Here is a 20,017-nt window from a genome sequence, read left to right on the forward strand (position 1 = left end):
TCCGAGTCAGGGCTTAGCGAGTGACACCGCCGCGCACATGGTGGTGTGCGGCGACGACGGGCTCGCGCACCGGCTGGCCGCCGAGTTGCGTGGGGTGTACGGCGAACAGGTCACGCTTGTCGTGCCGCCCGCCGCGCGCACGGAACGGCCGCCGGTCGTGGGCCGGGCCCGTGCCGTGTCGGCGGCGCTGTTCGACCGGATGGTGAACGCGGCCGTCAACCGGGCGGGCGGCGGGGCCGGCGGCGCCGGTGAACCGGCCGGCAGCATCCGGGTGGTGGAGGCCGCCGAGGCCACGGAGGCCAAGCTCGCCGAGGCGGGCGTGGAACGGGCCGACGCGCTCGCCCTCGTCTATGACGACGACGAGACCAACATCCGCGCCGCCCTCACCGCCCGCCGCCTCAACCCCCGCCTCCGGCTCGTCCTGCGGCTCTACAACCGCCGGTTGGGCCAGCACATCGAGGAACTCCTCGACCAGGCGGCCGCGTTGGCGACCGGCGTGGGAGACGCCGGTCTGGACGCCTCCACGACCGTCCTGTCCGACGCCGACACGGCCGCCCCCGCGCTGGCCGCCACCGCGGTCGCCGGCACCACCAAGGTCGTCCAGACGGACGGCCTGCTGCTGCGCGCGGTGGAGCGGCCGCCCCTGCGCCCCGGGCAGACGCCCCCCGCCGGGCTGGCGACGCTGGCCCTGCTCTCCAGCAACGACCCGGCCGGAGCGAACGGTTCGGAGGGCGGCGAGGACCACGGCCCGCAGCTGCTGCCGGACGCGACGGCGGTGCAGGGAGCCGGGACGCGCGGGACGGTCGTCCTGGAGCAGGTGTCGTACGCGGGCCCGTCGCTGCCGTCCAACCGCGCCGGGCGGGGCGTCGTACCGGCGTTCGCCTCGCTGTTCTCACGGCGGTTGCGGTGGTCGCTGGCGGGACTGGTGGGCTGTGTGGCGGCGCTGGCCGTGGCGCTGACGGTGGTGACCGGCGAACACCCGCTGTACGCGACGTACATGACCCTCCTCGACCTCTTCGCCATCAACGACCCCGCGCTCCACCAGCCCCTGGCCCGCCAGCTCCTCCAACTGCTGTCCGGGCTGGTCGGGCTGCTGCTGCTTCCGGTGCTGCTGGCGGCGGTGCTGGAGGCCCTGGGCACGTTCCGCTCCGCGTCCGCCCTGCGCAAGCCGCCGCGGGGGCTGGGCGGCCATGTGGTGCTGCTCGGGCTGGGCAAGATCGGCACCCGGGTGCTGACCAGGCTGCGGGAGCTGCACATTCCCGTGGTGTGCGTCGAGGCCGACCCCGAGGCACGCGGGCTGGCGACGGCGCGGCGGCTGCGGGTGCCGGTGGTGCTCGGGGACGTCACTCAGGAAGGGGTCCTGGAGGCGGCCAAGATCCACCGGGCGCATGCGCTGCTCGCGGTGACCAGTGCGGACACGACGAACCTCGAGGCCGCGCTGTACGCCCGCTCCGTGCGGCCCGATCTGCGGGTCGTCCTGCGGCTGTACGACGACGACTTCGCCACCGCCGTCTATCGCACCCTGCGCGCCGCGCACCCGCATGCGTCCACGCGCAGCCGGAGCGTGACGCATCTGGCCGCGCCCGCCTTCGCCGGGGCGATGATGGGGCGGCAGATCCTCGGGGCGATTCCCGTGGAACGGCGGGTGCTGCTGTTCGCGGCGGTGGATGTGGCCGGGCATCCCCAGCTGGAGGACAAGACCGTCGGTGAGGCCTTTCGGGCGGGTGCCTGGCGGGTGCTGGCCCTGGATCGGACGCCGCCGGAGGAACGGCGTGAGGAGCGCCGGGAGGAGCCCGCGGTGGAGGAGGCGTACGAGGAGTCGCGGGCGGACGCGGAGTCGGGGTGGGTGTGGGATCTGCCCGACTCGTACGTCCTCCAGAAGGACGACCGGGTGGTGCTGGCGGCGACGCGGAGGGGGTTGGCGGAGCTGCTGGGGAGGCGGTCGCGGGAGCGGGCGGGGGCTTAGAACCCCTTCGGGTTGCCGCTGGTGAGCAGGAAATACCCCTGAAGCCGATGAGCGGTGTGCCCCACTGCTCCGCCCCATCGGCGATACGCTCGCGACATGGGACCCCTTCGGTATTCCATCAACATCACACTGGACGGATGCTGTGATCACCGTGAGGGGATCGCGGACGAAGAACTGCACCGCCACGCGATCGAGAACCTCGAGCGGGCCGACGCCCTCCTCTTCGGCCGGGTGACCTACGAAATGATGGAGGCGGCGTGGCGGCCGCCGGCACAGCCGGGAGCACGGCCCGACTGGACGGAACCCTTCGCCAGGACGATCGACGCGGCGAAGAAGTACGTCGTGTCGAGCACCCTGGAGCGGGTCGACTGGAACGCGGAGCTCGTGCGCGGGGACCTGGGCAAGGCCGTTCGGCAGCTCAAGCAGGAGTCGGGCAAGGGGCTGTTCGTGGGCGGTGTGAAGCTCCCACTGGCGTTGGCGGAGCTGGGCCTGATCGACGAGTACGAGTTCGTGGTGCATCCCCGGCTGGTGGGCCACGGCCCGACGTTGTTCGCGGGGCTGTCGAAGCGAGTCGACCTGAAGCTCGTGAGCCGGCTGGAGTTCGGCTCGGGGGCGGTGGCGATGCGGTACGAGCCGAGAACCGGATGAGGCAACCCCAGGCCCGGCGTCAGGACGGGGCGAGGACGCAGAACTCGTGGCCCTCCGGGTCGACCAGGCACGTCCACGGGACGTCGCCCTGGCCGACGTCGAGGTCGGTGGCGCCGAGCGCCCGCAGCCGGGCCACCTCCGCCGCCTCGTCGTCACCGGGGTACGGCAGCAGGTCGAGATGGACGCGGTCCGGCGCGGTCTTCACATCGGGCGTGCGCAGGAACTCCAGATACGGGCCGACATCCTTGGCGGAGCGCAGCGCCGCCTGATCGCCGGTCACCTCGCGCAGGGTCCAGTCCAACGCCTCACCCCAGAACCGCGCCATGGCCCGCGGATCCGCGCAGTCGACCACCACCGCGGCGACCGGCCCGGTGTCCCGGTAGGTCTCTCTAGGCTCCAGCACGCAGAACTCGTTGCCCCCCGGGTCGGCGAGGACCGTCCACGGCACTTCGCCCTGGCCCACGTCGGCGGGCGTCGCACCGAGAGCCTTCAGGCGCGCGACCAGCTCCGCCTGATGGTCCGCCGAGGTGGTGGCGAGATCGATGTGCACACGGTTCTTCGCCGCCGTCTTGGGTTCGGGGACGGGAACGACGTCGATGCCGACGGCGACCGGATGCGGCCAGACGAGGCCGCCGGGGGGTCCGACGTACGTGGTCACGCCGGGACTGTAGGCGCTCCAGCCGAGCGCCTGAGCCCAGAACCGGCCGACCGCCGAGGCATCGAGAGCCTTTATGTTCACCATCACAGGTCGCAGTGCCACGGCGGCGATCCCATGCACGCCCGCCTCAGGGACGGGAACGTGCCTTCAAGTGGCGCTCCGCGAAGTCCAGTTCCAGCCTCACCTGCTTGATCCGCTCGTCCACCACCAGGGATCCGTGCCCGGCGTCGTACCGGTACACCTCGTGCACCGCGCCCCGGGCCTGAAGTCGCTTCACGTAGTTGTCGATCTGCCGGATCGGGCAGCGTGGGTCGTTCACACCCGCCGAGATGTAGACCGGGGCCTTGACCTGGTCGACGTACGTCAGCGGGGACGACGCCTCGTAACGCTCGGGCACCTCCTCCGGTGTGCCGCCCAGCAGTGTGCGGTCCATGGCCTTCAACGCTTCCATCTCGTCGTGGTAGGCCGTGACGTAGTCGGCGACCGGAACCGCCGCGATGCCGAGCGTCCACGCGTCGGGCTGGGTGCCGAGGCCGAGCAGGGTGAGGTAGCCGCCCCAGGAACCGCCGGTCAGGATCAGGCGGTCGGGATCGGCCAGGCCCGACGTCACCGCCCATTCCCGGACCGCCGCGATGTCCTCCAGCTCGATCAGGCCGACCCGGTGCTTGAGGGCGTCGGTCCAGGCGCGGCCGTAGCCCGTGGAGCCGCGGTAGTTGACCCGTACGACCGCGTATCCGTGGTCCACCCAGGCCGCCGGGCCCGCCGCGAACGCGTCGCTGTCGTGCCAGGTCGGGCCCCCGTGGATGTCGAAGACGGTCGGGAGCGGGCCCTCGACGCCCTCCGGTCGCTGGACGAGTGCGTGGATACGGCCGCCCGGGCCCTCCACCCACACGTCCTGCACCGGCACCGAGCCGGGGGACTTCATGCCGGGCGGGTCCAGCACCACCCGTCCCGTCGTCGACCGCACCGCCGACGGCTCCGCCGCCGACGACCACAGGTACTCCACGCTGCCGTCCGGCCGGGCCGTCGCCCCCGACACCGAGCCCGCCGGGGTCGGGATCCGCACCAGTTCCCGCGCGGCCAGGTCGTAGCGGAACAGCTCGCTGCGGGCCTCGAAGCTGTGCGCGATCAGCAGACCGGTCCCGTCGGGGTACCACTCCGCGCTGACGTCACCGGGCAGCTCCAGGCCGAGGTCCGTCTCCTCCCCCGTGGCCACGTCCCACACCAGGGGCTCCCAGCGGCCGCGCCTCTGGTGGCCGATGAGCAGACGCGTGTCCCCGTCCACCGGAGCGAAGCCCAGGACCTCCAGGCCCAGCTCCTCGGAGCCGCCCTTGGTGTCGTCGAGCTCGGCGACCGCGGTGCCGTCGGGGCGCAGGACGCGCAGGGCCGAGTGCATCGCGTCGCCGTGCTCGGTGTGCTCGATGGCGATCAGCGTGCCGTCGTGCGAGAGGTCGCCGACGCCCGCGGACTCGCGGTGGCGGTAGAGCTCCACCGGGGGCTCGCCGGTGCGGGCGAGATGGATCGTCGTGCCGTCCTCGTCCGTGGAGCGGCCCACGATCGCCGTGCGGCCGTCCCGGCTCAGGGCGAGGCCCGCCGGGTACGACGGGTCCAGGCCCGGTGCCGCGAGCTCGTCCTCGCCGCCGTCGAAGCGCTGGCGGCGCCAGACGCCGAACTCGTCGCCGTCCTTGTCGTCGAACCACCAGATCCATGTGCCGTCCGGGGAGAGCACGCCGTCCGTCGTGCCGTTCGGCCGGTCGGTCACCTGGCGCTGTTCGCCCGTCGAGCGGTCCCAGGCGTACAGCTCGTACGTCCCTGTGGCGTTCGACACGAACAAGGAGCGGTCGGGTGCGTCCTCCGCCCAGTCGGGCAGCGACACCCGGGGCGCCCGGAAGCGCTTCTCCCAGTCCGGCATGGCCTTGTCCTGCATGTGGTGATCCCGCGAATCGGACCCGTGGCTCTCAGTCATGGCCCCATAGTGCCTGGCCCGGCCGACAATTCGCTGCCGAGGTCCCCAGCCTGTGGATAACTCCGCAAACCTTGCATCGCCCCCGCCGCCCCTACCCGTCCCATCCTGAAGGGGCTCCGCCCCTTCCACCCCGCCAGGGGGCTCCGCCCCCTGGACCCCCGTCGGCCCCGAAAGGGCCTCGTCCTCAAACGCCGGACGGGCTGGATATACGGACCGGCGTCAAAAGATGGCCGCACCTCGTCCTCGAACGCCGGACGGGCTGAATGCAGCCGACCCGCCCTGAAAAGTGGCGGACCGGCATCGTCCCCAAGGGGCGCGGGGAACTGCGCGACCAGCCCCCGACGGCCGTTCGTCGCGCACCGGCGTCAGCCACCGCGGCGCGGGCGACGTGTCGTCGGGGGCTGAGGACGGCTGTACTCGAACTCGGACACCGGGCGGGCTGGACAGCCCGAGCCCACGACCCCGCGGCCCAGCCCTCCGCAGGAGCCCCGTACCGTTGAGGGCGTGTACCGGTTTCTGCTGACGCCCCGTTGGTGGGGGATCAACGTCTTCGTACTGCTCGCCATCCCGTTCTGCGTGTTCATGGGGTCGTGGCAGCTGAGCCGGTTCGAGGCGCGGGTGGACGACCATCGCAGCGCCGGTGAGCAGGCGGCGGAGAACAAGCGGGAGGCGGCTCGTCCGCTCACCGAGCTGCTGCCCGTGGACAAGGCGACGGTCGGCCGGCGGGTCACCGCGCGCGGACGGTACGGCGAGCAGCTGCTCGTGCCGGACCGGGAGCTGGACGGCAAGCGGGGTTTCTACGTCCTGACGCTGCTGCGCACCGACGGCGGCAAGGCCCTGCCGGTCGTGCGGGGCTGGCTCCCCGGCACCGCCAAGCGGGCCGCGGCCCCGGCGGCACCCACCGGCGAGGTCACGGTCACCGGCGCGCTCCAGGCGTCCGAGGTGCCGGGCGAGAACGGCGTGCCCGCGCAGGGTGGCCTGCCGTCCGGCCAGACGTCGGCGATCAGCGCGGCGTCGCTGGTGAACCTGGTGTCGTACGACGTCTACGACGCCTGGATCACCCTCACCGAGGCCGACTCCGGCATGAAGCCCGTGCCGGTGACCGCCGCCAACGACACCGGCCTCGACCTGAAGGCCTTCCAGAACCTCGGCTACACCGGCGAGTGGTTCGTCTTCGCGGGCTTCGTCGTCTTCATGTGGTTCCGCCTGCTGCGCCGCGAGGTGGAGTTCGCCCGGGACGCGGAGCTGGGCCTGACGCCGGACGAGGAGCCTGTTTCCAGCCCGTCCGGCGTCTGAGAGGGAGAGGGTGGGGGCGAGGGCGTCACGCCCCCGTCAGCACGCCCGTCCAGTAGACGGTGCCCGCGCACGCGTTCGACACCGTCACCGTGGCCGTCGTACCCGCCGCCGACGTGTTGACGACCGTGACGCTTCCGTCGGCCGTCGTGTCCTCCCGCATCAGCTGGGTGGAGGTGCCGGTGTCGCCACCCGTGGAGGTGCCGTCCGTCGTGCCGGTGCTGTTCTCGGTCTGGGTCGGGGTGGGTGTGGGGTCGTCGGGGCCGCCCGTGCTGCCACCGGTGGGGTCGCTCGTCGTGGGGCAGGCCTCCGAGGAGACCCAGGCGAACTTGACCTGGTACGACTCGCCCGGCTTGAGGACGAGTGAGGCGAGTTCCACGGACGGGTCGGGCAGGCCGGCCGCCGCGTCGCCGGCGACGTGCCGCAGGTCGGTGATCTTCGTGCCGTCCGCCGCTCCGCCCGCGGCGAGGCTGATCGTGCCCGGACCGCTCACCGTGCAGTCGGCCATGGAGATGTTGCTGAAGCTGAAGGTGCCGTACACCGCGCCGGAGGAGTCGGGGACGTCGGTGGTGCCACTCCCGGCGAGCTGGTCGGCGGTGCACGCGGCGACGCCGACCGGGCTGGTCGCCGAGGAGTCGCCGGAGCCCGAGGAGCCGCTGCCGGGACCGGTGCCGGTGCCCTTGTCCTCCTCCTTCTCGCTCCCCTTGCCCTTGTCCTCGGTCTTGCCCGAGGAGCCGCCGGAGGTGCTCTCGCCGCCCTCCGTCTCCTTGCCCTGACCGGCCCCGCCCTGCGCCTGCTCGCCGTGGCCGGCGTACTCCGGGTTGACGCTGGAGTCGGTGGAGTTGGAGACGTGCACCAGGGCCGGGACGGCGGTGCCGACGAAGAGCGCCGCGGCCGCCATGCCGACGAGCGCCTGCCGCTTGCGCGCCCGCCTCGCGGGCACCGCCCGCCGCAGATGGTCCAGCGTGCCGTCACGCGGCTCGATCTCCTCGACCGCCTCATGCAGCATGCGGCGCAGTGCCAGCTCGTCCGAGTCGAACCCCTCGGGGCCCTGGTCTTCGGGGCCGTGGTTCACAGTTCCGTTCCCAGCGTGCGATTGCTTCGGCTCTTGCTTGTCCGGCCGGCCTGTCGGCTCGCGCCTCCCCCACTGCCCGAAAGGCGTGGGGGGACCCCCGGACGGCTCGTGTTCATGGGGGACGTGCAGATGCCGCCGCCCGTCGTTGTCCGTGCTCATGCCGGCGCCTCCATGGCGACCCGCAGCGCCGCGATGCCGCGCGAGCCGTACGCCTTCACCGACCCCAGCGAGATGCCGAGCGTCTCGGCGACCTGCGCCTCGGTCATGTCCGCGAAGTACCGAAGGACCAGCACCTCGCGCTGCCGCCGCTGCAGGCCCTTCATCGCCCGGATCAGCGAGTCGCGCTCGAGCTGGTCGTAGGCCCCCTCCTCCGCGCTCGCCATGTCGGGCATCGGCTTGGACAGCAGCTTCAGTCCGAGTATGCGGCGGCGCAGGGCGGAGCGGGACAGGTTGACTACGGTCTGGCGGAGGTACGCCAGCGTCTTCTCCGGGTCACGGACGCGCTTGCGCGCGGAGTGGACACGGATGAACGCCTCCTGGACGACGTCCTCGCAGGAGGCGGTGTCGTCGAGGAGCAGGGCGGCGAGGCCCAGCAGCGAGCGGTAGTGCGCCCGGTAGGTCTCGGTGAGGTGGTCGACGGTCGTACCGGCCGCCGCGGTGTTCTCGGCATGCTCGGCGCCGTCGCGCTGACTGGGGATGCGGGCGGGCCGCGCTGCGGGCATGGGCGCGATCACCGGCATGCCGCCGGGCGCGCCGGGCATGCGGGGTCGGCGGGGGCGCAGCGCAGTGCCGCGCGTCGCCGCTGTGAAGTCGAGTACCTCTGCCACGCCAGTTGGACACGCGTCCCCCCGCGAGGGTTGTACGTGCCGGACGTCACTTTTGCGTCAGTCCCCGCAGCCGGGCCTCTCGTGCCAGGCAGCACAGCCGACCGTGCGTCAAACGCCCACATGCCTACCCGCTCTTCCCTTATGTCCATGTGAGCAGCGCGTCCCCACGCCCTGCTCATGGCGTCCCCACGCCAGAAAAACGCGCCTCCACGCCCCTGGGGCCGTTCTGATGGATCTCCGCGGCGTCGCGCGGAGATCCATCAGAACGGCCCCGGAGGGCGACCGCAAAGACGCTCCCCGCCCTGCAAGCGGTTGCAGGGCGGGGAGGAAATCTTCTGCTGCCGCAGAGGCCCGCATCAAGTGGTCCGGACCATCGTTCGGCTCACACTCTTCACACAGATCCTACAAACGATTCAGCCGGGGCCCTGGAGATTTCCGGTGCCAGGGGAGCCTCACGCAAACTCCGCCGCCACGAGCTCGGCGATCTGTGCGGTGTTGAGCGCCGCTCCCTTGCGCAGGTTGTCCCCGCAGACGAAGAGTTCGAGCGCCGTCGGATCGTCGAGCGCGCGCCGCACCCGTCCGACCCAGGTCGGGTCCGTGCCCACCACATCGGCGGGCGTCGGGAACTCCCCGGCCTCCGGGTCGTCGTAGAGCACGACACCGGGTGCGGTGGCCAGGATCTCGCGCGCCTTGGCGACGGTGACCTCGCCCTCGAAGCGGGCGTGCACGGTCAGCGAGTGCCCGGTCAGCACCGGCACCCGCACACAGGTCACCGCGACCGGCAGCCTGGGCAGCCCGAGGATCTTGCGGGACTCGTCCCGCACCTTCATCTCCTCCGACGACCAGCCGTCCTCGCGCAGCGACCCGGCCCACGGCACGACGTTCAGCGCGACCGGCTCCGGGAAGGGCCCGGTGTTGTCGCCGACGGCCCGCCGGACGTCACCGGGGCTGGTCCCCAGTTCCGTACCGGCGACCAGGGACAGCTGCTGCCGGAGCGTCTCCACACCGGCCCGCCCGGCCCCGCTCACCGCCTGGTAGGAGGACACCACCAGGGAGCGCAGCCCGAACTCGGCATGCAGGGCGCCCAGCGCCACGATCATGGAGAGGGTCGTGCAGTTGGGGTTGGCGACGATCCCGCGCGGCCGCATCCGCACGGCGTGCGGATTGACCTCGGGAACGACGAGGGGCACCTCCGGGTTCATCCGGAAGGCGCCCGAGTTGTCCACCACCACCGCACCCCTGGCGGCGGCGATCGGCGCCCAGCGCGCGGCCACCTCGTCGGGGACGTCGAACATCGCGATGTCGACCCCGGCGAAGGCCTCCTCGGTGAGCGCCACCACCTCGACCTCCTCGCCGCGCACGGCCAGCTTGCGGCCGGCCGAGCGCGGCGAGGCGATCAGACGGATCTCACCCCAGATGTCCGCGCGCTGGGACAGGATCTGGAGCATGACCGAGCCGACGGCTCCGGTCGCTCCCACGACCGCGAGCGTCGGCCGGCGGGACTCCGTTCCCGCCATCAGCGTCCGGTGCCCCCGTACACGACGGCCTCGTCGCTGTCGGAGTCGAGCCCGAAGGCCGTGTGCACGGCGCGGACGGCCTCGTTGACGTCGTCGGCGCGGGTGACGACCGAGATACGGATCTCGGAGGTCGAGATCAGCTCGATGTTCACGCCGGCGTCGGACAGGGCGGTGAAGAAGTCGGCGGTGACGCCCGGGTTGGTCTTCATCCCCGCGCCGACCAGGGAGATCTTCCCGATCTGGTCGTCGTAGCGCAGCGAGTCGAAGCCGATGCCGTGCTTGTTCTTCTCCAGGGCGTCGATGGCCTTGCGGCCCTCGGCCTTGGGGAGCGTGAAGGAGATGTCCGTCAGGCCGGTGGAGGCGGCGGACACGTTCTGCACGATCATGTCGATGTTGATCTCGGCGTCGGAGATCGTACGGAAGATCGCGGCGGCCTCGCCCGGCTTGTCCGGCACACCGACGACCGTGATCTTGGCCTCGGAGGTGTCGTGTGCGACACCGGAGATGATGGCCTGCTCCACCTTCTTGTCCCCTTGATCGATCGGCTCGCTGCTGACCCAGGTGCCCTGCAGCCCACTGAAGCTGGACCGGACGTGGATCGGGATGTTGTAGCGGCGGGCGTACTCCACACAGCGGTGGAGCAGCACCTTCGAGCCGGACGCAGCCAGCTCCAGCATGTCCTCGAAGGAGATCCAGTCGATCTTCTTCGCCTTCTTCACCACGCGCGGGTCGGCGGTGAACACGCCGTCGACGTCGGTGTAGATCTCGCACACCTCGGCGTCCAGCGCGGCCGCGAGCGCGACGGCGGTCGTGTCGGAGCCGCCGCGGCCCAGCGTGGTGATGTCCTTCTTGTCCTGGCTGACGCCCTGGAAGCCCGCGACGATGGCGATGTTGCCCTGGTCGATGGACTCCCGGATCCGGCCCGGCGTGACGTCGATGATCCGGGCTTTGTTGTGGACCGAGTCGGTGATGACGCCTGCCTGGCTGCCGGTGAAGGACTGGGCCTCGTGGCCCAGGTTTTTGATCGCCATGGCCAGCAGTGCCATGGAGATACGCTCCCCGGCGGTCAGCAGCATGTCGAACTCACGCCCGGCAGGCATCGGCGATACCTGCTCGGCGAGATCGATCAGCTCGTCCGTCGTGTCGCCCATCGCGGAAACGACGACGACCACCTGGTGGCCGTTCTTCTTCGCTTCGACGATTCGCTTGGCGACGCGCTTGATGCCTTCGGCATCGGCTACGGAGGAGCCTCCGTACTTCTGCACGACAAGGCCCACGTGCGCTCCTCGCTCAGTCCGTGTGTGTCGGCTCAGTTTACCGAGCGTCCGAAAACGACCTTGGGGTTCCCAGATGGTGAGATTCGGGCGCTCGGCTGGTCCCTGCCCGGTGAAGGCGAAGGCACACGGGGAAGTGGTGCAGCTCACTGGGGCGGCCGCCGGACGTCGAAAGATCAACCATTGACGCTCTCCGTAGTCGACCGCTAACTTCGCGTCGTCGTCGCCACACCAGGAGCACAAGGCTCCATCGGGACTTGCGACGCGAAGGATTCTCCTCCTTTGACGACTGCGACCGTTTCCGAGATCCAGCACGTCACTCAGGTCTTCAAGATCCAGCCCTTCACCCCCCACTGCGAAGTCATCCGCGCGGCCGGCGACCACGCCGTCATCGGTGTCTCCCCGGGCAACAGCTACTTCTCCGCCCGCCGGGTCCACGACCTCGCCCGCTGGGGCCTCGCCCTCTTCGAGCGGGTGGACTTCGTCTACACGGACCTGTACGTGGCCGAGATGTACGCGGCGTCCGGCTATCCGCCCGACGACGCGCGCCGCAAGGCGGTGAAGAACCTGCGCGGCGTGCGGGCGAAGGTCCTCGGCGCCGTGGCGTCCGTCGACCCCGGCGGCTCCCGTCTGCGCGCCCACGCCATGTCCGACTTCCGCGGCAACAGGGCGTACCGCGAGATCCACGACCACCTCCAGGCACGGCTCACCACCGACGACGAGTTCCGCACGACCTGCGAGAAGCTCGTCGACTCCTTCCTGGCCGGCAAGTCGGGACAGGTGACCGACGCCCAGCGCGAGGTCTGCCTCGCCTACGTCTGCGCCGAGGCACCCCTCTTCCTCGACACCCCCGCCATCCTCGACGTCCCCTCCTCCCTGAACTGCTACCACCAGCTCCTGCCGATGGCCGAGCTGCTCTACTCCCGGGGCGCCGGCCTGCGCGCCTCCCGCAACCAGGGGCACGCCATCGTCACGCCGGCCGAGGCCACCGGCACGGAGGCCACCGATGCTCACTGAGGACCTGATCGACTTCCCGTTCTCCTGGCGCGGCGACCAACTCCCGGAAGAAGTGCAGAAGTTGCGCGCCGACAGCCCGGTACGGCGCGTGCGCACCATCGCCGGCGACGAGGCCTGGCTCGTGTCGTCGTACGACCTGTGCAAGCAGGTCCTCGAAGACCCGCGGTTCAGCCTCAAGGACACCTCCGCCCCCGGCGTCCCCCGTCAGTACGCGCTGACGATCCCGCCCGAGGTCGTCAACAACATGGGGAACATCACCGGCGCCGGTCTGCGCAAGGCCGTACTGAAGGCGCTCAACCCGAAGAGCCCCGGCCTGGCCGAGTGGATGCGGTCCTACGCCGCCGAGCTCGTCGGCGATCTGATCGCCGAGGGCGCCCCGGCGGACCTGCGCGGCGGCTTCGCCGACCCGTACTCGGCGGGCATGCACTGCCGGATCCTCGGCATCCCGCCGTCGGACGCGCCCAAGCTGATGCGGAGCCTGGACATCGCGTTCATGAACTCGGCCTGCCCCGTCACGGGCGCCCGGCTCAACTGGGACCGGGACATCGCCTACATGACCGAGCGGCTCGACGACCCCGCGACGTTGGGCCTGATGGGCGAGCTGGCCGCCCTGCGCGCGGACCCCGAGTACGCGCACCTCACCGACGAGATGCTCGCGACGGTCGGGGTGACCATGTTCGGCGCGGGTGTCATCTCCACCTCGGGCTTCCTGACCATGGCCCTGGTGTCGCTGATCCAGCACCCGGACCTGCAGGCCGAGCTGGTCGCGGACCCCGGAAAGATCCCGGCGGCCGTGGACGAGCTCCTGCGCATCAACCTCTCCATCGGCGACGGTCTGCCGCGCCTCGCCCTGGAGGACGTACGGCTGGGCGAGGTGGAGGTGAAGGCCGGTGAACTCGTCCTGGTCCTGGTCGAGGGCGCGAACTTCGACCCGGCCGCCTTCCCCGACCCGCACACGGTCGACCTCGGCCGCGACAACGCCACCGCCCACCTCTCCTTCGGCGGCGGCCGCCACTACTGCCCCGCCACCGCGCTGGGCCGCAAGCACGCGGAGATCGCCCTGCGGACCGTGCTGGAGCGGATGCCGGAACTCCGGCTCGCGGTGCCGATCGAGCAGCTGGTGTGGCGGACCGGGTTCATGAAGCGGATCCCGGAGCGGTTGCCGGTGATGTGGTAACAGCCGTTTTGTCCACCCGCTGATCGCCCGCTGGCTCGGTGACCGGCCGTCTTTAAAGTTCAACCACTATGGTTCGCCTGTGCGCGTACTGCTGGTGGAAGACGACGAACCGGTCGCCGAGTCGCTCCGGCGAGGACTGCTGCGCTACGGCTTCGAGGTGGCGTGGGTCACCACGGGTGCCGCGGCGTTGAGCCACGACGACCCCTACGACGTCGTACTCCTCGATCTCGGTCTGCCCGACACCGACGGCCTCGACGTCTGCAAGGCGCTGCGCGAGCGCGGCGACGTGCCGATCATCGTGATCAGCGCGCGCAGCGACGAGACGGACCGGGTGGTCGGGCTGGAGCTCGGGGCGGACGACTACGTGTCCAAGCCGTTCGGGGTCCGTGAGGTCATCGCGCGGATACGAGCGGTCATGCGCCGTGTGCAGCCCCGTACGCCCGCCGCTGCCGCCGAGGCCGGTCCGGACCGTTACGGCACCCGCCTCACCATCGACCGCAAGGCGGCCCGCGTCCGCCTGGACGGCGAGGAGGTGGCCCTCGCGCCAAAGGAGTACGACCTGCTGGCCTTCCTCACCGAGGAGCCCGGGGCGCTGATGTCGCGCGAGCAGATCATGGAAGCGGTCTGGGACGCGAACTGGTTCGGCCCGACGAAGACGCTGGACGTGCATGTGGCGGCGCTGCGGCGCAAGCTCGCCGGGGCGATCACGATCGAGGCGGTGCGGGGGGTCGGCTTCCGGCTGGAGATCGCCGGAGACCGTGACGCCTCATGAACCGCCAGCTCATCCGCAGCTACATCCTGCTCGTCGCGGTCGCCATCCTCCTGTTCACCGTGCCGGTCGCCTTCACGCTCACCAAACAGCTGCGGGACGACACCAAGCTGTCCGTCGTGCGCGAGGCCAACACGATGGCGCTGCTGCTGGGCAACGGCGACGACACCTCCTGCGACGCCTTGACGGAGGTGGCCAAGGCGTACAGCAAGAAGACACCTGGCGACGTCGAGGTCACCCCCACCGGCAGCTGCGTTCCCGACCTGCCGAAGCCCGCGGCGGACGCGGCGCTGACCCGGGCCGTGGAAAAGAACGAGGCCACGACCGACTGGGGTTCCGACTTCATCTGGGGCAAGCACCTGACGGTCACCGTCCCCGCCAAGGGGGACGCGGCCGTACGGATCGTGTACTCGACCTCGGACATGACCAGGCGGCTGTGGCAGATCTGGGGCTTCAGGGCCGGCCTGGCCGTGCTCGTCCTGGCGGCGGCGGCCGCGATCGGCGCGTACGCCGCGCGCCGGATCACCGCACCGCTGCGTGAACTCAACGCCATGGCCAGCAAGTTCAGCGACGGCGACCTGACCGCGCGCTCCCCGGTGACCGGCCCGCCGGAGACGCAGACCCTCGCCCGCACGCTGAACCAGGGCGCGGAGCGCCTGGACACGCTGGTCGCCTCGCAGCGCATCTTCGTGGCGGACGCCTCGCATCAACTCCGCACTCCTCTTACCGCTTTGCGCCTGTCCTTGGACAACATCTCGGACGGCGTCGACGACGAGTTCGTACGGGAGGACGTCGAACAGGCCACGGCCGAGGTCGTCCGGATGAGCCGCCTGGTCAACGGCCTGCTGGTGCTGGCCCGGGCCGAGGCGAAAGTGACGGCGACGGAGCCGCTGGCCCTGTGGGACATCGTGCGCGAGAGGCTGGACGTGTGGAGGCCGGCCGCCGACGAGCGCGGAGTCACCATCGCGCTCAGGGGGAGTGCCGACGGCCGGCTGCTGGTGCTGGCCAGCCCGGGTCATCTGGACCAGGTGCTGGACAACGTGCTCTCGAACGCCCTTGAGGTGTCGCCGGACGGCGGCACGATCACCGTCCGGATCGAACCCAAGGGCGAGGAAGTGGTGCTGTCGGTTCTCGACGAGGGCCCCGGCATGTCCGACGCGGAGAAGTCCCGCGCCTTCGACCGCTTCTGGCGCGGCCAGGGCCTGACCGGGAAGTCCGGCTCGGGTCTCGGCCTCGCCGTCGTCAAGCAGTTGGTGACGGACGACGGCGGGACCGTGACGCTCGGGGACGCTCCCGGGGGCGGGCTGAAGGTGACGATCAGCCTTCGGGCATCTTCGAGGAGTGGTGGTTGACGATGAGCCACTCGCCGCCGCGCTTCTCGTACTCGTACGTGTAGCGGGCCTTGACGACGCTCTTCTCGCCGGTCTTCGGGTCGGTCAACGTGAACTGGTAGACACCGGCGTCGAGCGCGGAGTTCCCGTCGAGGACGTTCACATGCGTCTCGATCTTCTTGCCGACCGGCTTGTTCGCCAGGAAGTGCTCGAAGTAGTCGACGATGGCGGCGCGGTCGGCGCGGACCTTGTTGGACACGGTCGGCAGCAGCACCGCGTCGCTCGCGTACAGGTCCGCGACCTTCTCCGGGTCGCCGGTCTGCAGGGTTGTGTTCCAGGTGTCGAACAGCCCGGCTATCTGCCTCTCGCTGACCTTCTTGCCGGCCTTCTCGCCACTGGACCCGGTGCCGGCGACGCCGACTCCGGCGGCAAAGGTACCGACGGCGGCGAGGGCGGCGGCGGTGACAATGGCTACGCGCTTGCTGACGGACCTGCTTGCCCTACGAGTCATTGCATCTCCAGTGCGAGTGGGTTGACCTGGGGTTTCTCTCCGTCCGCGGCCTGTGCGGCGGAAGTGACTCCAGATTCGCGTGGCACTGGTTAGGGCCCGTGCAGGGGACGTACAGCCCAGGGAAAGGGCGCGCCCAATTCGCGCGCGGTGGCCGTACGGTTACGCGGCGGCCCTCCTGCCGCGGCGACGGCGGCGTTGAAGAGGAAGAGGGTCACACCTTGGCGGGCGACGTACTGCTGGCCGGCATCGTGCTGCTCGGCGCCTCGGTGCAGTGGCTCACGGGGATGGGTTTCGCACTGGTCGCCGTACCGGCCCTGGTGCTGTTGCTGGGCCCGGTGGAGGGGGTCGCCCTCGCCAACTGTGCCGCGGGGGTCATCTGCCTGGTGGGGCTCGCGGGCGGGTGGCGTCGCGTGCGCCCGGCGGCGATGGTGCCGTTGTGCGTGGCGGCGGCGTGCACGGTCCCGGCGGGGGCGTGGATGACCCGCCGACTTCCGGAGCCGGTGCTGCTGTTGACGATGGGCGGACTGGTGACGGCCGCCGTACTGCTGGTCATGCGCGGCGCCCGCGTCCCCGCGCTGCGCGGCACGCGGGGTGCGGTCGCGGCCGGTGCGGTGGGCGGGTTCATGAACTCCGCGGCCGGGGTGGGCGGTCCGCCGGTGTCCCTGTACGCGGTCAACGCGGGGTGGACGGTACGGGAGTTCGTGCCGAACGCGCAGCTGTACGGGGTGGTCGTCAACGCGTTCTCGGTGGCGGCGAACGGCGTGCCGCGGCTGGGTGCGGCACGCTGGGGGACCGTGGTCGCGGCGATGGTGATCGGCGGGGTGCTCGGCACGTGGCTCGCCGAGCGGACGTCCGAACAGCGGGCGCGGGTGGTGGTGTTGGGGCTGGCGCTGGTGGGTGGGGTCACGGCGGTGGGGAAGGGGCTGTGGGGTCTGTGAGGGGGAGGAGGTCGCCGCGGAGCCGGGCGGCGACCTCGGCGTCGAAGACCTGCTCCAGCTCGGCGAGAAGAGGAACCGCCAGCTCGCGGGCGCGCGGCAGATCCCCCGCCTTCCACAGCAACCGGACGACCCGGTGACGTGCCAGCAGTCTGCGCACCTCGCTGCTGGTGGGCGACGCCGAGAGCCGCTCGATGTACTCCTCGATCAGACGGACGGCTCCCGCGAGCTGCCCCGCCGCCTCGAGGACGCCGCCGAGCTCCCACAGCAGCCGAAGGGCCTGGTCGCTGGACGCGCCGTAGGAGCGGACCGCCCCGGCCAGCAGCCGCTCGATCTCGGCAGCCGCTCGTGCGGCGTGCCGGCCGGGATCCGACTCGGCCATGAGGTGCCATCCCCACGCCAGCACCGCATGGGCGCTGAGCGTCTCCGGAGCGTCCTCGCCCAGGGCGCGCTCGGCTCGGCGGGCGTTCTTCCCGGCCAGGGACAGCCCGCCGTCGAGGTCCCCGAGCTGCAACTTCAGCTCGGCCAGCGAGGTACGCGCCTCGATCGTCTGCGGTGCGTCGCGTCCGAACACGGAACTGGCCACGTCCAGTCCGTCGGTCAGCAGCCGCATCGCGCGGTCGCGGTCGCCCGCCTCCTCACAGCGCTGGGCGAGAGCCTGACAGGCGATCAGGGTGACTTCGTGCCGTCGGCCCAGGACTCTTTCGGCGAGGGCCATCGCGGCCTCGTGCAGCTCGGCGGCCCGGCCGTAGGACAGGTGCGCCGCGTACCAGTTGCCGATGGCGATGGTCAGCAGGATCTCGAACTGCCCGGGGGTCTCTCCCCGGGCGTGCTCGGTGAGCGCCTCCGCGTGGGTGATCCACACGGTGTCGGCGATGTCCTCCGCCAGTTCGTTCAGCAGATCGGCCGCTGCCTCGCGCGCGTCGGCGGCGTCCTCCCCGACCCGCGACACCGCCTGCACCAACCGGTGCACCGAGATCGTCCCGTCGGCGTGCAGACCGATCATGCTGTGCGCGGCAAGACGGCGCAGCGCCTCCGTGACCTCCGGCTCATCGCCCAGCGGCTCCACGCACGCGCGCGGAATCCCGTCCGGCGCCCACCATGCGATGAGCCGCAGGATGTCCTCCGCGACCGGTGTGTCCGCCAGCCGGTCCATGGTCACCCGCCACACCCGGGCGACCGTCCGCGCGCCGTCCCCGCCCTCCGCCGCGTGCGCGAAGACGCGCTCGGGGTAGCGGACGAGCAGTTCCCGATAGCCGCGCGGGGTGATGCGCGCCTCCGCGCAGTACGCCGCGGCCTGCTCCACCGCCAGCGGCAGGCATCCCAGTTCACGGCAGAGCTCCTCGACGCCCTCGGCCGGCCCGCCGTGGATCCGCTCGAACAGCTGGACCGCCTCGGCCGGTTCGAGTACGTCGAGCGCCAGCGGCTGGGCGATCCCGTGCCACCCCGAGGCTCTCCGCGTGGTGATCAGGAAGCGGCCGCCCGTCGTCCGCCCCAGCAACGGCCGTACGTCCGCCGGGTCGGAGACGTTGTCCAGCACCAGCAGCCAGCCCTGGTGGGTGGCCAGCCATCGCACCGCCTGTTCGGCCAGCGCCTCCTGCGACAGGACGTCCCGCAGGGCCGGCTGGAGCGCGACCGCCAGGCCGGCCAGGCCCGCCTCCAGCTCCCCCGGCGTCTCGGCGGTGATCCACCACACCGGGTTGTACGACGCCGTCCGCCCCGCCGCCCACTTCGCGGCCAGCGTCGACTTCCCGACACCGCCCAGGCCGTGGACCGCCTGCACGACCACGCCGTCCGCCCCGTCCGGGCCGGCGAACGCCACGTCCAGCCGCGCGAGTTCGGACTGCCGCCCGACGAACAGCCCGGTTCTCTGCGGCAGGTTGATCATGCCCGGCGCAGCCTGCGGCGGCAGCGCGAGCGCCTCCGGCGGCAACGTCAGCGACTCCACATAGTGCGCGACGGCGCCGTCCCCGGTGACCGCCTGCCCGATGGACCCGGCAGCGGCGATCGCACGCTCTCCGGACGCCTCCGCCGACCCGCTCACGCGTCCCCCGTCGACACCGAACCGATGTCACCGCCGGCCGCGACGGAACGCTCCCCGGAGGCGGTGACCGGCCCGTTCGCGGGCCTTGCGGGCGAGGCGGGCATCGTGGGCAGCGGCGCGACGGAGGCCCCGTCCCCCGTCGCCACGGACCCGATGCTGCCGCCCGCGGCGACGGCACGCGTACCGCTCGCGGTCACGGAGGCCGTGGGCGGCGATGCAGGTGCCGGTGCCGGTGCGGCCGCCGTTGCCGGTCCGAGGAGGGCGTAGAGCGTCACCGCCAGCCCGATCAGCCCCGCGGCTCCCCCGGCCACGCTCGCCCAGGGATCCGCCGCGTCGACGTCCAGCACACCGCCCACGACCAAGCCCACGGCCCCCGCGACGCAGAGCCCGATTCCCGTCCACACCAACGCCTTTGACCGAGTCGCCATACGCCCATCATGGAGCAGTTCGGACGCCGGGGGAGGGCGAAGACGTGCTCACACCCGCCCTCCGAACAACGCCACGAGCCCCTGGTCCAGCTCCGCCCCCACGGTCTCCTCACCCGGCGCGATCACGGTGTACGTGCGGGCCAGGAAGCGGTACAGATCCGCGGCGACGAACCGGAGCACGGCCGTCCCCACGGGCGAGTGGAACTCGACGTACGTGTGGGACGCCCCGCACGGCCGCACCCGCACCCTCCCGAGCCCGGCGGGAGCACGCAGCCCCTCACTCAGCAGCACCCGCGCGAACGTCCAGGTCGTGACCTCGCCGTCCAGCGTCACATGGGGCGGAAAGTCGAGGTGCACGGCCAGCGGGTCGGCCGAGGTGTAGCGCAGCGTGGCGGGTATGGCGATGTCCTGATCCACGGCGGTGATCAGACGGGCGCCGGTCGGCTGCTCCAGGGTGACGTGCATGGTGGGGCTCCGTTCGAGGGCGGGGCACCGGCCGGGTGGACCGACCGGTGTGCCTGAGAGACGGCCCGGGGGGACCGTGCATTACGCCACTTCAGAAGCCCTTTTCTGTAACCCGC

The 20,017-nt window shown here is 71.4% G+C and carries 18 protein-coding genes; 8 read left to right on the plus strand and 10 right to left on the minus strand.

Features of this window, described 5'->3' with window-relative positions:
- Positions 1–37: 37 nt before the first annotated feature.
- Together ACZ7L6_RS14790 and ACZ7L6_RS14795 are read left to right on the plus strand one after the other, a co-directional pair.
- On the plus strand, positions 38–1,966 hold the full coding sequence (locus tag ACZ7L6_RS14790) for an NAD-binding protein (protein WP_471923723.1): 1,929 nt from the start codon (positions 38–40) through the stop codon (positions 1,964–1,966).
- A gap of 96 nt (positions 1,967–2,062) precedes the next feature.
- The gene (locus ACZ7L6_RS14795; RefSeq protein ID WP_471923725.1) at positions 2,063–2,614 is read left to right on the plus strand and encodes a dihydrofolate reductase family protein; all 552 of its coding nucleotides are present in this window, start codon (positions 2,063–2,065) and stop codon (positions 2,612–2,614) included.
- 19 nt (positions 2,615–2,633) lie between these two features.
- Here ACZ7L6_RS14795 and ACZ7L6_RS14800 read toward each other — a convergent pair whose 3' ends face one another.
- A complete protein-coding gene (locus ACZ7L6_RS14800) occupies positions 2,634–3,374 on the minus strand; it encodes a VOC family protein (RefSeq protein ID WP_471923727.1) in 741 nt (246 codons plus the stop codon).
- Between the two features lie 25 nt (positions 3,375–3,399).
- Positions 3,400–5,238 carry a S9 family peptidase gene (locus tag ACZ7L6_RS14805; protein ID WP_471923729.1) on the minus strand — a complete coding sequence of 613 codons (1,839 nt, stop codon included), beginning with the start codon at positions 5,236–5,238 and terminating at the stop codon, positions 3,400–3,402.
- Positions 5,239–5,742: 504 nt separating this feature from the next.
- On the opposite strand from ACZ7L6_RS14805, the gene ACZ7L6_RS14810 reads away from it, so the two are divergent.
- The gene (locus ACZ7L6_RS14810) at positions 5,743–6,534 is read left to right on the plus strand and encodes an SURF1 family protein (protein WP_471923731.1); all 792 of its coding nucleotides are present in this window, start codon (positions 5,743–5,745) and stop codon (positions 6,532–6,534) included.
- A 25-nt stretch (positions 6,535–6,559) separates the two neighbouring features.
- Here the strand turns inward: ACZ7L6_RS14810 and ACZ7L6_RS14815 are convergent, their stop codons facing one another.
- The 4 genes from ACZ7L6_RS14815 to ACZ7L6_RS14830 all read right to left on the minus strand — a co-directional run bounded on the left by ACZ7L6_RS14815 (position 6,560) and on the right by ACZ7L6_RS14830 (position 11,227).
- Entirely contained in the window at positions 6,560–7,606 is a 1,047-nt protein-coding gene (locus ACZ7L6_RS14815; protein ID WP_471923733.1) for a hypothetical protein, read from the minus strand.
- A gap of 155 nt (positions 7,607–7,761) precedes the next feature.
- Positions 7,762–8,433 carry a SigE family RNA polymerase sigma factor gene (locus ACZ7L6_RS14820; protein ID WP_398813463.1) on the minus strand — a complete coding sequence of 224 codons (672 nt, stop codon included), beginning with the start codon at positions 8,431–8,433 and terminating at the stop codon, positions 7,762–7,764.
- Between the two features lie 452 nt (positions 8,434–8,885).
- Positions 8,886–9,950 (minus strand): aspartate-semialdehyde dehydrogenase, encoded by a 1,065-nt coding sequence (locus tag ACZ7L6_RS14825; RefSeq protein WP_471923735.1) that lies wholly within the window; start codon positions 9,948–9,950, stop codon positions 8,886–8,888.
- Positions 9,950–11,227, minus strand: coding sequence for an aspartate kinase (locus tag ACZ7L6_RS14830; RefSeq protein WP_471923737.1), 1,278 nt, complete (start codon positions 11,225–11,227; stop codon positions 9,950–9,952). Before ACZ7L6_RS14830 ends, ACZ7L6_RS14825 begins: the two co-directional genes overlap by 1 nt.
- A gap of 279 nt (positions 11,228–11,506) precedes the next feature.
- On the opposite strand from ACZ7L6_RS14830, the gene ACZ7L6_RS14835 reads away from it, so the two are divergent.
- From ACZ7L6_RS14835 to ACZ7L6_RS14850, 4 genes are all read left to right on the plus strand, one after another.
- Complete coding sequence (locus ACZ7L6_RS14835; protein ID WP_471923739.1) at positions 11,507–12,241, plus strand: cyclodityrosine synthase; 735 nt, start codon at positions 11,507–11,509, stop codon at positions 12,239–12,241.
- Complete coding sequence (locus tag ACZ7L6_RS14840) at positions 12,231–13,418, plus strand: cytochrome P450 (protein WP_471923741.1); 1,188 nt, start codon at positions 12,231–12,233, stop codon at positions 13,416–13,418. The genes ACZ7L6_RS14835 and ACZ7L6_RS14840 overlap by 11 nt, the downstream gene beginning before the upstream one ends.
- Positions 13,419–13,497: 79 nt before the next feature.
- Entirely contained in the window at positions 13,498–14,190 is a 693-nt protein-coding gene (locus ACZ7L6_RS14845) for a response regulator transcription factor (protein WP_471923743.1), read from the plus strand.
- Positions 14,187–15,539: a sensor histidine kinase gene (locus ACZ7L6_RS14850; protein ID WP_471923745.1), complete on the plus strand. Its 1,353-nt coding sequence runs from the start codon at positions 14,187–14,189 to the stop codon at positions 15,537–15,539. The genes ACZ7L6_RS14845 and ACZ7L6_RS14850 overlap by 4 nt, the downstream gene beginning before the upstream one ends.
- Here ACZ7L6_RS14850 and ACZ7L6_RS14855 read toward each other — a convergent pair.
- A complete protein-coding gene (locus ACZ7L6_RS14855) occupies positions 15,505–16,029 on the minus strand; it encodes an SgcJ/EcaC family oxidoreductase (protein ID WP_471923747.1) in 525 nt (174 codons plus the stop codon). The two genes, ACZ7L6_RS14850 and ACZ7L6_RS14855, sit on opposite strands and share 35 nt — an antisense overlap.
- A gap of 218 nt (positions 16,030–16,247) precedes the next feature.
- Here ACZ7L6_RS14855 and ACZ7L6_RS14860 point away from each other — a divergent pair, with 218 nt between their 5' ends.
- Entirely contained in the window at positions 16,248–16,967 is a 720-nt protein-coding gene (locus tag ACZ7L6_RS14860; RefSeq protein WP_471923749.1) for a sulfite exporter TauE/SafE family protein, read from the plus strand.
- Here ACZ7L6_RS14860 and ACZ7L6_RS14865 read toward each other — a convergent pair.
- Genes ACZ7L6_RS14865 through ACZ7L6_RS14875 form a run of 3 tightly spaced genes read right to left on the minus strand, consistent with a single transcriptional unit; the run spans position 16,933 to position 19,901 of the window.
- Entirely contained in the window at positions 16,933–19,008 is a 2,076-nt protein-coding gene (locus tag ACZ7L6_RS14865) for an NB-ARC domain-containing protein (RefSeq protein ID WP_471923751.1), read from the minus strand. The two genes, ACZ7L6_RS14860 and ACZ7L6_RS14865, sit on opposite strands and share 35 nt — an antisense overlap.
- A complete protein-coding gene (locus ACZ7L6_RS14870; protein ID WP_471923753.1) occupies positions 19,005–19,436 on the minus strand; it encodes a hypothetical protein in 432 nt (143 codons plus the stop codon). The genes ACZ7L6_RS14865 and ACZ7L6_RS14870 overlap by 4 nt, the downstream gene beginning before the upstream one ends.
- A gap of 48 nt (positions 19,437–19,484) precedes the next feature.
- The gene (locus ACZ7L6_RS14875) at positions 19,485–19,901 is read right to left on the minus strand and encodes an SsgA family sporulation/cell division regulator (protein ID WP_471923755.1); all 417 of its coding nucleotides are present in this window, start codon (positions 19,899–19,901) and stop codon (positions 19,485–19,487) included.
- Between the last annotated feature and the right edge of the window lie 116 nt (positions 19,902–20,017).

The sequence above is a fragment of the Streptomyces sp. NPDC107522 genome (assembly GCF_055657525.1).